A 13448-nucleotide genomic window follows, 5' to 3' on the forward strand; every position below is an offset into this window, starting at 1 on the left:
TGCACATTGCGCGGTCCCTGGACGAATCACGCGACTATGTGATCCAGGTCTCGGCAGCGGTTAGTCTCGAAGGCGTGAGTGTGCCCGAGATCGAGGACTGGGACGACGCCTCGCGCGTCGTGGCGGACGTGTACTTCCCGCACCGGTTGACGGACCTCGGAAAGGTGGATCGTCCTGAGCTCGAATTGGTCTCGGCCGATCTCGGAGGTGTCACGATCGGTCGGATGAGCTGGGGAGCGGACGTCGCGATCGAATGCGATTATCCGGGCGCCTACGAGGTGAACATACCGCTGAGCGGGCGGCTCGAATCGCAGGGGCGCTCGGGCACCGTCGTCTCCGAACCCGGCTCGGCGACGGTCTTCCGCGCGGACACCCCGTCGCTCATCACACGGTGGGACGCCGAATGTTCGGTCCTCGGAATCAAATTCGATCGAGATCATCTCGAACGCGAAGCGGACCGCATTCTCGGTGGTCCGTTGCGGTCGCGCCTCGAACTTCCCGACCGCCTCGATCTGCGGGGGTCGGCGCAGGAATGGCACCGTCTCGTGGCATCGCTGAGCGAGCAGCTCGCCGGGCCGACCCGGGTGCTCACGAATCCTCTCGTGTCGGCCCAGCTCGGCGGTGCGGTCACCACGGCCTTCGTCCTGGCGGTCGCGCCGGCCGACGAAATGTCACCGGCACCCCGCCCGGGCATGGTCCGGCGGGTGTTGAACGCTCTGCAGGAGGATCCGGGTCGTGTCTGGACGGCAGCCGACATGGCGGAGATCGCCGGAACCAGTGTGCGCAGGTTGCAGGAGGCGTTCTCCGAGTACGTGGGCAGCAGTCCGTCCGCGTGTCTGCGCGACATCCGGCTCGATCGCGCCCACGCGGATCTCGCTGCGGGGGGAATCACGGTGGCAGATGTAGCTTTTAGGTGGGGTTTCGGCCATCCGGGGCGTTTCGCCGCCGCCTTCCGGAAGCGGTACGGCGTCACCCCCACGGAGATCCTGAGGGGTTGAGCGCATGCGGATACAGATGCACGCGAGCGGGTGACGACCTCATGGNCGTGGGTCCTCCCCGAACTGCTCAGCCGAACCAGAGGATCGGTGTGGGCCGATCGAACGACAACTCGGGGAAGTCGTCGTCCGCGACCGGCGTCCGCAGCCGCCGCTCGACGTAGTCCAGACCGTTGCTGCGCATGTACTCGATGCAGGACACCGTGTACCCGACGGAGTCCGTGCGCGTACCGACGATGGGGCGGAACAGATTCGGGAAGCCGTGCACCGTCAGGGCATCGCGCTCGAGCGCGGCGCCGTCTCGGCCCTGCAGTGTGAGGCCGCCGTGCCCGTCGACGACGAACTTCGCTCGGCCGACGACGGTGCCGCCGATGAGGATCTCCCACCGATGGTCGATGTCGTCGTAGCGGACGGCGCTCGCGGTGCCGATCTCGTGGACCGCCAGCCGTAGTTCGTCGCGCAACCGGGCCGAGACCCGCTGGGAGGCGAAGGAGCGTCCGAGGACCACCGCGTCGAATTCCGGTGCAGGGGGATGGGACACGGAGGTCGAAGCGGTCGTGGTCATCTCGGACGCTCCTTCGCGGTGGGTGGATGTTGGGGGCCGCGCGCGGACGGGCAGGAGAACGGAGATCATCCGCCCGCGCGCGGGAGTCGGTTACTTGTAGAACGCGCTGACGTCGGAGTTGCCGATCATGTCGGGCACGGTCCAGCCGTCGAGGTCGTACTCGCTCATGAACTGCTCCGCGAAGCCCTTCATGGAGGCGACGTCACCGCGGCTCTCGGCGGCGAACAGCAGCTCGGCCTTGACGTTCTCGTGGTTGCCGGCATAGTTCCGTTCGTACAGTTCGTGGCGGCCACCGAACTCGGAGCCGATCGAATCCCACAGTGCCTTCATGACCTTCACGCGGTCGACCGCCTGGATGCCGTCGGAGCCGCGGACATACTTGTCGAGGTAAGGACGCACGTCCGGGTTCTTGAAGTCGGCGGCGGAGGAGGGCAGGTAGATCAGGCCCGAGGCGACGTCCTGCTCGATGATCTCCTTGATGCGCGGGTAGCCCTGCATCGCGAACATGCGGTAGGTGAGGCCGTATTCGAGCTTGGGGATGACGGTGCCGTCGATCCACGGCTCCGGGTTGTTCACCATGGAGTCGGTGAGCGACCAGAACAGGTTGCGCCAGCCGATGACCTCACCGACACGGGTCTGCACGCCGCGGAATCCGCCGGCGCCGGTGGCGTCGAGAGCCTTCATGAGGAGACCGGCGATGAAGTCGAGCTTGACCGCGAGTCGCGTGCAGCCCTGCAGCGTGAAGCGCTGGAGGAAGCCGGAGCCGCCGAGGAAGTTGTTGATCTTCTCGACGTCCCCGTACATGAAGACGTTCTCCCAGGGCACGAGCACCTTGTCGAAGATGAAGATCGCGTCGTTCTCGTCCATCCGTGAGGAGATCGGGTAGTCGAACGGGGAGCCGACGATGTTCGCGTTCTGAGAGTAGGAGGCGCGCGAGATGAGCTTGATGCCGGGTGCGTCCATCGGCACCGTGCAGATCAGCGCGAATTCCTTCTTCTTGATCGGCAGACCGTAGTGAGCGATGAAGTTGTAGTTCGTGATGGCCGAGCCGGTCGCGACGACCTTGGCGCCGGAGACGATGAGGCCGGCGTCGGTCTCCTTCTCGACCTTCATGAACACGTCGCCGACCTGGTCCGGCGGTAGCTGACGGTCGACCGGCGGATTGATGATCGCGTGGTTCCAGTACAGGACCTTCTCCTGCGACTCGCGGTACCAGCGCTTCGCGTTGTCCTGGAAGGGCGAGTAGAACTCGTCGTTCGCGCCGAGCGTGCCGAGGAAGGACGCCTTGTAGTCGGGGCTGCGGCCCATCCAGCCGTAGGTCAGCCGTGCCCAGGTGGCGATGGCGTCGCGGTCGGCCCGCAGGTCGTCGGCGGACTTCGGGGTGCGGAAGAACGGCATGGTTACGCCGCCGTTGCCCGTGTCGGTGGGGGTAGTGAGGGTATTGACGTGCTCACCGGTGTGGAGGGCGTCGTAGAGGCGCGCCGTCATCCGGATCGAGTTGCGGAAGGCCGGATGGTTGGTGAAGTCCTTGACGCGCTCACCGTGCAGGTAGATCTCGCGACCGTCGTCGATGGAGGCGATGTACTCGTCGCCGGTCATGGGGCGGGAGGCGAAGTTCTTCTGCTGGTTGGCCGGGGAGTCCGCGGCGACGTTCACCTTGGAACGATCGAGGGTTTCCGAGGGCCGGGGTTCGGTGGTGGTCATGGGATTTCTCCTTGTCCGGGGGAGTGGAAGATGTTCAGGCGTGGGCTGCGGCGAGGTGGAACGGCACGAAGCGGGTCTGGGAGTCGAACCATCCGCTGTGCGGATCGTCGAGCGAGCCGTTCCACGCGGTGGACGTGCTCGGGGCGCCGAGATCATGGAAAGTGCTGCGGTAGAACAGGAGCGGGTCGACCGTCTCGTCGAAGGTGGCGTCGACGATCTCGCCGATGTAGATGATGTGGTCGCCGCCGTCGTATTCGCGCCAGGGCGTGCACGACAGTGTCGCGGCGGTGCCGGCGAGGATCGGGGCGGTGGGGCCCTGCTCCCAGACCGGCTCGGGCGACTGGGGGCGTCCTGCGAAGTGCAGTGCGGTGTCGAGCTGGTTTGCGGCGAGGATGTTGACCGCGAACGGCGCGTCGGACAGGAACCGGCAGGCCTTGGAGGTGCGGGTCAGGGTGACCTGGCACAGGCGGGGCTCGAGCGAGACGGCGGTGAAGGCGGTGACGGTCGCGCCGTGGGGCTCTCCGTCGCTGTTCGCGCAGGTGATGACGGTGACGCCGCTGGCGAACTGTCCGAAGATGTTACGGAGTGTGCGCTGATCCATGTCTGCGTCCTCCTGTCCGGTGCGGGTTGTGGTGGACTTCCATTCGATGTGACACAGACCATATGGACGTCGTGGAACTTGTGCGATCCAGTGAGCGCGGTCACTATCCACCTAGCGCGGTGAGTGGGCCGAAGGGCCCTGTTTGCCTGGGGCCGTGTTCCGCATCACACTGGATCGCACGCGCTCGAACCACACGGATGCGCAGGTCGGAGCGCCGACGACGAGCTGGAAACGAAGGTGAGGGGCCGATGGCAATGGAGCCGACTCCGGGGCCGGTCGATTGGGAAGAGGTGGAAGAGGTTGTCTCGAATGCCTATTTCGAGCACGAACTGACGCCGCTCGACGACGTCGCGCCCTCGCTCCGGCTCCGCACGCTGCCGCTCGGGCCGATCCGTCTCACGCGCATCGGCTGGGGAGCGGCGGTGTCGATCCGCAGCGAACATCCCGGGGCGTACGCGGTGAACATTCCGATCGCCGGTCGGATCGCCGCCGGCAACGGGTTGGTGTCGGAGGTCGGGCACGCCGCCGTCTTCCGTCCCGACACCGCAGCTCCGGAACAGAAGTGGACGAACGACTGTGAGATCGTCGGGATCAAGCTCGAACGCGACTATCTGCAGCGCGAGATGTCGCGCATCCTCGCCCGTCCCGACCTGCAGCTCCCGAATCGGGTGGATCTGACGACGCAGGCGGGGCAGAGCTGGATGACGCTGTTGCGCTCGGTCGTGGAACAGCTCAAAGCGGACGAATCGCTCTGGCGGAATCCGCTTGTCGCGGAGCAGTTGTCGGGCGCTCTGACCACCTCGTTCATCCTCGCGGTCATGCCGGAGGACGCGGATCCGACCGGCGGTGCGCGTCCGCGCATCATCAAGCGTGTCCTCGACCGGTTGCACGAGGATCCCGCCTCGGCGTGGACCACAGCGGAGATGGCCGAGGTGGCCGGTGTCAGTGTGCGGCGTCTGCAGGAGGGCTTCCGCGAATATCTCGGGGTGTGCCCGCGCGACTACCTGCTCGACCTGCGTCTCGAGCGCATCCACGAGGAACTCGCGGTGGGCGATGCGGCGGAGCTGTCGGTCACCGATGTGGCTCTGAAGTGGGGTATCACCCATACCGGCCGGTTCGCGGCGGCCTACAAGCGCAAGTACGGGGTGGCACCGTCGGTCACGCTGCGTGGGTGATCGAGGGCCGTCAGTTGTGGCGGTAGCCGAGCTCGCTGCTGAGCCTTTCGGCGCAGTTCACGACCCTTTTCGCAGCGAGATCACGGAACGAGTCGAGGGTGTGCCGACCGGTCGACGTCGAGCACGCGAGCACTCCCACGGCATAGCCGGAGGGGTCGAAGACGGGAGCGGCGATCGTGATGAGCCCTTCCTCGAGCTCGGCGGAGGTGATCGCGTAGCCGCGGTTGCGCACGTGGGCCAGTTCGGCACGCAGGTCGTCGGGGTTGTCGATCGTCGCGCTCGTGAATCGTACGAACTCGGTTTCCTCGAGCACGCGATCGACGATTTCGCGTGGTGACCAGGCCAGCAGCGCCCGACCCATCGACGTCGCGTAGGCGGGGACGCGGGTGCCGACGGAGACGTTGATGCTCATGATCCGGCGGACCGGGACGCGTGCGGCGTAGACGACCTCGGTGCCGTCGAGTACGCCGAGGGATGCGGATTCGTTGGCGTGCTCGGCGATCTCGACGAGTTTCGGCAACGCCGAGTCCACGAGAGTGTGGGATTCGGTGTAGTGCCGGCCGATACTGAGCACGCGCGGAGTGAGCGACCATCTCGTGCCGTGCGAGGTGACGTAGCCGAGTTTCTGCAGGGTCAGCAGGATCCGGCGGACGGCGGGTCGCGACAGGTCGGTCTTGGCGGCGAGCTCGGCCAGACTGGGGTTCGGGTCCTTGTCGTCGAAGGCGTGCAATACCGCGAAACCACGTTCGATGCTCTGGATGAAGTCCCGATCGTTACTAGGACCATTACCTAGGTCGATGCTCGGCATCCTGCCTCCTACCTGCGTACTTGTTGATACTGCCCGATCCGGTGTTGACAAGCTGTGTGACACCACGCACAGTATGTGATGTACGCACTGCGATACACAAGTACGCACAGCGTACTGACCGGTGATCACCGCAGCCCCGTGTCGCACCGGCCCCACACTTTCCGATAGTTCAGTCCTTCACGAGGAGAGCCATGACCACCATGGAGAACCCCACCGCCCACGGGTCCGGCAACGCTGCGACCGACAAGTTCAAGTCCGAGCGGGTCACGTCCGACACCTCGGTCGAGCGCGCGTCGGCGATCTACAAGGACCTGCTGGGAGCTCTCGCCGGTATCGTCGACAAGCACCAGGTGACCTACGACGAGTACCGGGTGCTCAAGCAGTGGCTCATCGACGTGGGTGAATACGGCGAGTGGCCGCTGTGGCTGGACGTCTTCCTCGAGCACGAGATCGAGAAGGTGCACTACAACCGCAAGGGCTTCACCGGCACCAAGGGCTCCATCGAAGGCCCCTACTACGTCCCGAACAGCCCCAAGCTCCCGGCCAAGTGCACGATGCCGATGCGCGAGAAGGACAAGGTCGCGCCGCCGCTGGTCTTCAAGGGCCAGGTCACCGACCTCGAGGGCAACGGCCTGCACGGCGCCACCGTCGAGCTGTGGCACGCCGACGAAGAGGGCTTCTACTCGCAGTTCGCCCCCGGCATCCCCGAGTGGAACCTGCGCGGCACCGTCGAGGTCGACGAGAACGGCAACTTCGAGATCACCACGCTCAAGCCGGCTCCCTACAAGATCCCGGCCGACGGACCGACCGGCTGGTTCATCAGCTCCTACGGCGGACACCCCTGGCGTCCGGCCCACCTGCACCTCATGGTGAAGGCTCCCGGCAAGCGCGCCATCACCACCCAGCTGTACTTCAAGGGCGGCGAGTGGGTCGAGGACGACGTCGCCACGGCCGTCAAGCCCGAGCTCATCCTGGATCCGCAGCCCAACGCCGACGGCATCGACGAGGTGACCTACAACTTCGTACTCGACCCCGAAGCGTGATCCGCACCGCGGAAACCGCCCGATCCGGCCCCCGCGCGCGAGTCGGTTCTGCGTAACGAATGCCGGTGCCCCACTGGGGTACCGGCATTCGTGCTGAATGCAGGGTCGACGTATTCCCCGTCACACCCCGATCCGATTGTGAGCAATTCCGATGTCCGACCCCGATCTGAAGATCGCCTCCGTCACCACGACGATCATCGACGTACCGCTGATCCGACCCCACAAGTTCGCCACCACCACCGCCGAAGCGCAGCCGATCCTGCTCGTCGCGGTGACCACCGAGGGCGGCGTCACCGGTTACGGTGAAGGCGTCGTGCCGGGCGGGCCGTGGTGGGGCGGCGAATCGGTCGAGACGATGCAGCAGATCGTCGATCGCTACATCGGGCCCTACATCATCGGACGCGGAGTCGACGAGATCAGTGGCGTCATGGTCGATATCGAGCGCATCGTCGCCAACGCGCGATTCGCGAAGGCCGCCGTCGACGTCGCGATGCACGACGCGTGGGGACGCGCGCTGGGTGTGCCGGTCGCGTCGCTGCTCGGCGGTGCCTTCCGGACCGGCGTCGACGTGCGGTGGGCGCTCGGCGCCGCGCCGCTCGAAGAGATCGTCGAGGAGGTCACCCACAAGCGTGAACAGCGCCTGAACTACTCCTTCAAGCTCAAGATGGGTGCGCTCGACCCGGCAGTCGACACCGATCGTGTCGTCAAGATCGTCGAGGCGTTCGGCGGCGAGGTCGGATTCAGCATCGACGTCAACGCCCGCTGGGACCGCTTCACCGCGCTGCGCCACGTCCCGCAGCTCGTCGACGGTGGAGTCGAACTCATCGAACAGCCCACTCCCGCAGATCAACTCGACGTGCTCGCCGAGATCAACCGACGCGTCTCGGCGCCGGTGATGGCCGACGAGTCCGTGCAGACCCCGCACGACGCGTACGAGGTGGCCAAGCTCGGCGCCGCCGACGTCGTCGCGCTCAAGACCACCAAGTGCGGCGGACTGCAGCGCAGCAAGCAGGTCGTCGCCGTCGCGAAGGCGGCCGGCCTGCGGTGCCACGGCGCGACCTCCATCGAAGGTCCCATCGGGACCGCCGCGTCCGTCCACTTCGCCTGCGCCGAACCGGGGATCGACTACGGCACCGAACTGTTCGGTCCGCAGTTGTTCGCCGTCGAACTGCTGCAGAAGCCGCTCGACTACTCCGAGGGCCAGGTGCACCTGCCCGAGGGGCCGGGACTCGGCGTCGAACTCGACATGGACGTCGTGAAGAAGTACGCGCGTTCCTGATTCGCGCTCTCGTCAGAACAGAAGAAGGAGAAACATCATGGCACTGTTCCATGTTCGGATGGACGTCGACATCCCCCGCGATCTCGACCCCGACGTGCGCGCCGAGACCGTCGCGAAGGAGAAGGCCTACAGCCAGGATCTCCAGCGCCAGGGCAAGTGGCGGGAGATCTGGCGGATCGTCGGCCAGTACAGCAACATCTCGATCTTCGACGTCGAGTCGGCCGACGAATTGCACGAGATCCTGTGGAACCTGCCGCTGTTCCCCTACATGAACATCGAGGTCATGCCGCTGACGAAGCACGGCTCCGACATCAAGTGACCCTCGGCGCAGGCGAGTGGCTCATACTCGGGTTATGAGCCTGCCGCTGCGCGACGTCTACGCCGAGCCGACCCTCGCCGACCTGATGCCGTCGGTGCTCTCGTCCGCGGGGGTCGCCGGTGAGACCAACCGACTCGATCTCACCCCCGTCGATCACACCGTCGTCCTACTCGTCGACGGGATGGGATGGGAACTGCTGCAGCGCAACGCGAAAGCAGCTCCGTACCTGACGCAGGCGCCGGGGAGCCCGATGCGTGCCGGCTTCCCGACGACCACCGCCGTCAGCCTCGCCTCCCTCGGGACGGGGCTGCCGTCCGGCCTCCACGGCATCACCGGTTACCAGTCGTACGTCGACGAGATCGAGGCCCCGGTCAACTGGCTCCGCTGGACCCTCGCCGGAACCGCGATCGACCAGCGCGACGATCTTGTACCCGAGACCGTGCAGCCCCACCCGACGGTGTTCGAACGCGGCCGCGAGGCGGGCCTGACCGTCACCACCGTCGTGCCGAAGGCCTTCGAGGGCAGCGGCCTCACCCGGGCCGTGCTGCGCGGCGGCAACTTCGTCGGGGTCTCCGCCTACGGCGATCTGCTCGCCCAGGTCGTCGCCGCGGTGAGCGCCGGCGACCGCAGCCTCGTCTACTGCTACATCGGCGAGGTCGACACCCTCGGACACGTCTACGGACCGGAGTCCGCGGCGTGGCTCGCGCAGCTCACGGTGGTCGATCGTTTCGTCGAGCAACTCGCCGACGCGCTGCCGACCGGCACCCGCCTGCTCGTCACCGCCGATCACGGCATGGTCGACGCCTCGCGGGGTCGCCGCATCGACTTCGACCACACCCCGGGTCTCGGTGAGGACGTCACCGTCATCGCCGGGGAACCGCGGTGCCGCCACATCTACACCGACCACGTCGACCGGGTCCTCGAACGCTGGCGCAACGAACTCGGCGATCACGCGTGGGTCGGCACCCGCGACGACGCGTTCGCGGCGTGCCTGTTCGGATCCGATCCCGATCCGGCGCTGACCAAACGGATCGGCGACATCGTGGCCGTCGGACGCGGCGAATCGACGGTGATCCGCAGCGACGGTGAGCAGGTCATGTCGAACCTTCCCGGGCAGCACGGGGCGTTGACCGACGAGGAACTGCTCGTGCCGCTGCTGCGGATCGGGTGACGCGTTCGAGGTCCGGGGCCGCCGGGTGTCGGAACTCTCGATGCCCGAAACGTATCGGTCACATAGTGTGTGCACATGCGTACCGATGCGGTGACCTGGCACGACCGCAGCAGTAGGGTCGCGCTGATCCTCCTGTGGGTGGTCCGGATCCTCTTCAAGCCGATTCTGAGTCTCTGGCCGAGCAACGACTTCGGCATCGCCGTGCTCGGCCGGCTGTCGTGGGTGGTCCACAGGATCACGCCCACGCCGCGCGCCGTGCACATCACGCAGACCGAACTCGGCGGAGTGCCCGGTGAGCGGATCATCTCCCCGAAGCCGGTCGACGATCCGCTCGACGACGCCACCATCCTCTACTTCCACGGCGGCGGCTTCATCTTCTGCGGCCCGTCCACCCACCGTCAGCTGTGCGTGCAGCTCGCGCTCGATTCCGGTGCCCCGGTGTACTCGATGGACTACCGGCAGGTGCCCGCGGTGCCGATCGCAGGTTCGGTGCAGGACGCGATGAACGCGTACACCGCTCTGCTCGAGGTGGCCGATGATCCCACGCGCATCGTCGTCGGCGGCGACTCGGCCGGCGGTTATCTCGCGGCGAAGGTCGCCGAACTCGCCGCGCGTCGCGGCATCCAGCGACCGGCCGCGGTGATCGGGTACTCGCCGCTGCTCAACCTCGACCTCGACAAGCACGACCCGAAGTACATGGCGAGGGACGCCTACCTGCCCATCAAGGCACTCGGGAAGATCAGTCCGCGCTGGTTCGCCGGGGAAGAGGCGATCGAGGGCGAGACGAACCCCGTCGACGCCGATCCGGCGCTGTTCCCTCCCATGTTCATGTGCGCCGCCGAATACGAGCTGACCAGGCCGGACGTGGAGATCATGACCGAACGACTCGCGTCGGCGGGACGCACCGTGGAGACACATCTGTGGCGCGGGCAGATCCACGCGTGGCCGGTCCTGGCCCGCGCGATCCCCGAAGCCATGGAACTGATCGGGCTCAGCACCCGGTTCGCGCGACGCGCGATCGTCGCAGTGGACGACGCCGCCTGAGCGCTCACAGGTTGGTGTCGGGCGGCTCCGGGCTCTCGGGCAGTCCGGCGCCGTGGCCGTCCCCGTCGCGCGGCGGACAGTTCCCGCCGACGGCGTAGGACGTCATCGACAGCGATCCGTATTCGACACCGTCGACGAGGGTCTCCGGTTGCTCCCCGGACTCGGCGGCCAGACCCGCGACGTACAGCAACGGCAGGAAATGATCGGGGGTCGGCACCGCGTGGCGGTAATCGGGGTGCTCACCCAGCGCCGCGGCGTCACCGGGACGGTCGCACAGAACGGCGAAGGCGTCCTCGTCGAATCGGTGCGCCCAGTCGAACCCCGCGCCCGGGCGTCGCGGATCCATCGCGCCGAGGTTGTGGACGACGTTGCCGCTCGCGACGATCAACACCCCGCGATCGCGGAGTCCGGCGAGACGGGCTCCGAGTTCGACGTGATAGTCGAGCGGCTTGTAGGCGTTGAGGCTGAGCTGCACCACCGGGACATCCGCCTCCGGGAAGGCGTGGGTGAGCACCGACCAGGTGCCGTGGTCGATACCCCACGAGTCGACGTCGGCACCCACCCACGTCGGGTGGACGAGGTCGGCGATCTCCTCCGCCAGTTCCGGAGCACCCGGCGCCGGATACTCGACGTCGAACAACTCCTGCGGGAACCCGAAGAAGTCGTGGATCGTGCGCGGCGACCGCATCGCGGTCACCGCGGTGGCGTTGATGAACCAGTGGGCGGAGATCGCCAGGATCGCGCGGGGCGTCGGCACGGATCGCCCGAACGCCGCCCAGGCCTGCGTGTACCGATTCGATTCGAGCGCGTTGAGCGGACTGCCGTGGCCGACGAACGCGACCGGCATGCGTGACGACACGACCCCTCCTTCCGGTTGTCGAGCCTCAGTTGTCGAGTCGTGTCTTCAACCAGGCCGTCAGGTCGTCGAGCACGCGGTCCTTCTCCGGCTCGTTGAACACCTCGTGGTACAGCCCGTCGTACAACTTCAGTGTCAGGTCCTTCGAACCCGCACGATCGGCGATGAGCTGCGCCCCGGCCGGATCGGCGAGAGCATCGGCGGTTCCGTGCATGACGAGCAACGGCAACGTCAGGCCCGGAAGACGACGTTCGAGGCTCTGCTCGTTGAGCACCAGCACCCGTGCAAGCCCGGCGGGCACGAGACCGTGGTGCACGAGCGGATCGGCGTCGTACGCCGCGACCACTGCAGGATCGCGCGAGACCGCCTTGCTGTCGAGCTTCTGCACCGGCACACCCGGCAGGAAACGCCCGATCAGCTTGCCGATCTCCACGACCGGTTTCGGCGTGCCCGACGTGACGATCACCGCCGGCCCCGACAACACGAGCGCGTCGAGCCGGTCCTGATGATCGAGCGCGTAGGCCAGAGCGATCGCACCGCCCATCGAGTGACCGAGCATGAAGACCGGCAGGCCGGGATGCGCATGGGTCGCCAGATCGATCAGGCTGTCCAGGTCGTCGGTGAACTCGCGCATCTCCTGGGCGCGCACACGCTTGCCGCCCGACCGACCGTGACCGCGGTGGTCGGGGGAGTACACGACGAGGCCGAGATCGGTGAGCCGCGCGACGACGTGGTCGTAGCGACGTGCGTGCTCACCCAGCCCGTGGCTGAGGATCAGCACGCCGGTAGGGGCCTCCGGCGACCACACGTCGTACACGATCGGGATCGCGCCGACGCCGGTGAACGACGATTCGGTGTGCTCCATGAGCGCCTCCTGCGGCCTCGTCGACAGCTGTTCCTCGCATCCTCGCACGAGTACCGGGTCGGAGGCTTGTGTCCGGCCGGAGACGGGAGCACGCTCGGAAGAAGGGGGTGCGACCGAGGAGAGCTGTGATGGAAACCGAGATCACCGAGATCGCTCCGGATGTCTACCGCGTGTCCACATTTCTCGACGCGGCGAACCTGACGATGAACCAGTTCCTCGTGGACGGTGACGAACCACTGCTGTTCCACACCGGTTATCGCGCGCTGTTCCCGTCGGTGTCGGACGCGGTGGCGCGGTTGATACCGCTGGATCGGTTGCGGTGGATCACCTTCGGACACGTCGAGGCCGACGAGTGCGGCTCGATGAATTCTTGGCTCGAGGTGGCGCCGGCTGCCGAAGTCGCGCACGGCGCGATGGGCTGTTTCGTCCAGGTCGCCGATCTTGCGGACCGTCCACCGCATCCGTTGCAGGACGGGGACGTCCTGGACACCGGGCGCCGTCGGGTGCGGCACATCGACACCCCGCACGTTCCGCACGGGTGGGACGCGGGCGTGATGTTCGAGGAGACGACGTCGACCCTGTTGTGCGGCGACCTGTTCACGGCCTTCGGCAGGTATCCGGCACGCACGACGAGCGAGATCGTCGGGCCCGCTCTGGAGGCGGAGGACCTGGGGCGTGCGACCTGTCTGACCCCCGCACTCGGTCCGACCATCCGCGCACTCGCGAGTCTGCAACCGAGCACCCTCGCACCCATGCACGCCCCTGCCTACGAAGGTGAGTGCGCCGCGACGCTCGGAGAACTCGCCGCGGCCTACGAGGAACGGTTCGCCGCCGAGACGGACGCATGCCGTGACCGAGGATCGAAATTCGATTGACGGTGGTCGGGCGCTCGGTACCCTGGAGATCATGATCCAGGCGCTCTACTTCCACTGACGACACCCCCTCCGCGACTCGGGACGTACTCCGAGGTCGCGGTTCGAGCCGTACCCGAATACGGCCGAGTGTCCGGCCGTTCGTCAGCGA

Annotated in this window: 14 protein-coding genes; 8 read left to right on the plus strand and 6 right to left on the minus strand. The window is 66.7% G+C overall.

Annotated elements, in window-relative coordinates:
• Nucleotides 1-74 precede the first annotated feature (74 nt).
• Entirely contained in the window at nucleotides 75-998 is a 924-nt protein-coding gene (locus ACLBYD_RS02925; protein WP_447815315.1) for an AraC family transcriptional regulator, read from the plus strand.
• A 67-nt stretch (nucleotides 999-1065) separates the two neighbouring features.
• Here ACLBYD_RS02925 and ACLBYD_RS02930 read toward each other — a convergent pair whose 3' ends face one another.
• The 3 genes from ACLBYD_RS02930 to ACLBYD_RS02940 form a co-directional block, all read right to left on the minus strand.
• Nucleotides 1066-1560: a hypothetical protein gene (locus tag ACLBYD_RS02930; RefSeq protein WP_447815316.1), complete on the minus strand. Its 495-nt coding sequence runs from the start codon at nucleotides 1558-1560 to the stop codon at nucleotides 1066-1068.
• Nucleotides 1561-1650: 90 nt separating this feature from the next.
• Entirely contained in the window at nucleotides 1651-3264 is a 1614-nt protein-coding gene (locus tag ACLBYD_RS02935) for a 4-hydroxyphenylacetate 3-hydroxylase family protein (RefSeq protein WP_413767535.1), read from the minus strand.
• Between the two features lie 34 nt (nucleotides 3265-3298).
• A complete protein-coding gene (locus ACLBYD_RS02940; RefSeq protein ID WP_019288825.1) occupies nucleotides 3299-3865 on the minus strand; it encodes a flavin reductase family protein in 567 nt (188 codons plus the stop codon).
• 254 nt (nucleotides 3866-4119) lie between these two features.
• On the opposite strand from ACLBYD_RS02940, the gene ACLBYD_RS02945 reads away from it, so the two are divergent.
• Nucleotides 4120-5040, plus strand: a complete 921-nt coding sequence (locus tag ACLBYD_RS02945) for an AraC family transcriptional regulator (protein WP_447815362.1) — start codon at nucleotides 4120-4122, stop codon at nucleotides 5038-5040.
• A 10-nt stretch (nucleotides 5041-5050) separates the two neighbouring features.
• Here ACLBYD_RS02945 and ACLBYD_RS02950 read toward each other — a convergent pair whose 3' ends face one another.
• Complete coding sequence (locus ACLBYD_RS02950) at nucleotides 5051-5848, minus strand: IclR family transcriptional regulator domain-containing protein (RefSeq protein ID WP_447815317.1); 798 nt, start codon at nucleotides 5846-5848, stop codon at nucleotides 5051-5053.
• A 191-nt stretch (nucleotides 5849-6039) separates the two neighbouring features.
• On the opposite strand from ACLBYD_RS02950, the gene catA reads away from it, so the two are divergent.
• From catA to ACLBYD_RS02975, 5 genes are all read left to right on the plus strand, one after another.
• Nucleotides 6040-6891, plus strand: coding sequence for a catechol 1,2-dioxygenase (gene catA, locus ACLBYD_RS02955; RefSeq protein WP_447815318.1), 852 nt, complete (start codon nucleotides 6040-6042; stop codon nucleotides 6889-6891).
• A gap of 151 nt (nucleotides 6892-7042) precedes the next feature.
• Complete coding sequence (locus ACLBYD_RS02960) at nucleotides 7043-8170, plus strand: muconate/chloromuconate family cycloisomerase (RefSeq protein ID WP_060652637.1); 1128 nt, start codon at nucleotides 7043-7045, stop codon at nucleotides 8168-8170.
• A 37-nt stretch (nucleotides 8171-8207) separates the two neighbouring features.
• Nucleotides 8208-8489 (plus strand): muconolactone Delta-isomerase, encoded by a 282-nt coding sequence (catC, locus tag ACLBYD_RS02965; protein ID WP_006553167.1) that lies wholly within the window; start codon nucleotides 8208-8210, stop codon nucleotides 8487-8489.
• Nucleotides 8490-8523: 34 nt separating this feature from the next.
• Nucleotides 8524-9660 carry an alkaline phosphatase family protein gene (locus ACLBYD_RS02970; RefSeq protein WP_258260885.1) on the plus strand — a complete coding sequence of 379 codons (1137 nt, stop codon included), beginning with the start codon at nucleotides 8524-8526 and terminating at the stop codon, nucleotides 9658-9660.
• A 75-nt stretch (nucleotides 9661-9735) separates the two neighbouring features.
• Nucleotides 9736-10704: an alpha/beta hydrolase gene (locus ACLBYD_RS02975; RefSeq protein WP_447815320.1), complete on the plus strand. Its 969-nt coding sequence runs from the start codon at nucleotides 9736-9738 to the stop codon at nucleotides 10702-10704.
• A 4-nt stretch (nucleotides 10705-10708) separates the two neighbouring features.
• Here the strand turns inward: ACLBYD_RS02975 and ygiD are convergent, their stop codons facing one another.
• Together ygiD and ACLBYD_RS02985 are read right to left on the minus strand one after the other, a co-directional pair.
• Nucleotides 10709-11551, minus strand: a complete 843-nt coding sequence (ygiD, locus tag ACLBYD_RS02980) for a 4,5-DOPA-extradiol-dioxygenase (protein WP_447815363.1) — start codon at nucleotides 11549-11551, stop codon at nucleotides 10709-10711.
• A 37-nt stretch (nucleotides 11552-11588) separates the two neighbouring features.
• Nucleotides 11589-12425: an alpha/beta hydrolase gene (locus ACLBYD_RS02985; RefSeq protein WP_060652640.1), complete on the minus strand. Its 837-nt coding sequence runs from the start codon at nucleotides 12423-12425 to the stop codon at nucleotides 11589-11591.
• Between the two features lie 128 nt (nucleotides 12426-12553).
• Here ACLBYD_RS02985 and ACLBYD_RS02990 point away from each other — a divergent pair, with 128 nt between their 5' ends.
• Entirely contained in the window at nucleotides 12554-13300 is a 747-nt protein-coding gene (locus tag ACLBYD_RS02990) for a hypothetical protein (RefSeq protein ID WP_064256446.1), read from the plus strand.
• The last annotated feature ends 148 nt before the right edge of the window (nucleotides 13301-13448 follow it).

This window comes from Rhodococcus sp. C26F (assembly GCF_053345925.1).

Excerpts from the sequence above, each read along its gene's own strand:
- ACLBYD_RS02970 (WP_258260885.1), top strand. The coding sequence starts at position 8,524 with ATGAGCCTGCCGCTGCGCGACGTCTACGCCGAGCCGACCCTCGCCGAC.
- ACLBYD_RS02940 (WP_019288825.1), bottom strand. The coding sequence starts at position 3,865 with ATGGATCAGCGCACACTCCGTAACATCTTCGGACAGTTCGCCAGCGGC.
- ACLBYD_RS02990 (WP_064256446.1), top strand. The coding sequence starts at position 12,554 with ATGGAAACCGAGATCACCGAGATCGCTCCGGATGTCTACCGCGTGTCC.
- ACLBYD_RS02930 (WP_447815316.1), bottom strand. The coding sequence starts at position 1,560 with ATGACCACGACCGCTTCGACCTCCGTGTCCCATCCCCCTGCACCGGAA.
- ACLBYD_RS02945 (WP_447815362.1), top strand. The coding sequence starts at position 4,120 with ATGGAGCCGACTCCGGGGCCGGTCGATTGGGAAGAGGTGGAAGAGGTT.
- ACLBYD_RS02975 (WP_447815320.1), top strand. The coding sequence starts at position 9,736 with ATGCGTACCGATGCGGTGACCTGGCACGACCGCAGCAGTAGGGTCGCG.
- ACLBYD_RS02935 (WP_413767535.1), bottom strand. The coding sequence starts at position 3,264 with ATGACCACCACCGAACCCCGGCCCTCGGAAACCCTCGATCGTTCCAAG.
- catA (WP_447815318.1), top strand. The coding sequence starts at position 6,040 with ATGACCACCATGGAGAACCCCACCGCCCACGGGTCCGGCAACGCTGCG.
- ygiD (WP_447815363.1), bottom strand. The coding sequence starts at position 11,551 with ATGCCGGTCGCGTTCGTCGGCCACGGCAGTCCGCTCAACGCGCTCGAA.
- ACLBYD_RS02985 (WP_060652640.1), bottom strand. The coding sequence starts at position 12,425 with ATGGAGCACACCGAATCGTCGTTCACCGGCGTCGGCGCGATCCCGATC.
- catC (WP_006553167.1), top strand. The coding sequence starts at position 8,208 with ATGGCACTGTTCCATGTTCGGATGGACGTCGACATCCCCCGCGATCTC.
- ACLBYD_RS02960 (WP_060652637.1), top strand. The coding sequence starts at position 7,043 with ATGTCCGACCCCGATCTGAAGATCGCCTCCGTCACCACGACGATCATC.
- ACLBYD_RS02950 (WP_447815317.1), bottom strand. The coding sequence starts at position 5,848 with ATGCCGAGCATCGACCTAGGTAATGGTCCTAGTAACGATCGGGACTTC.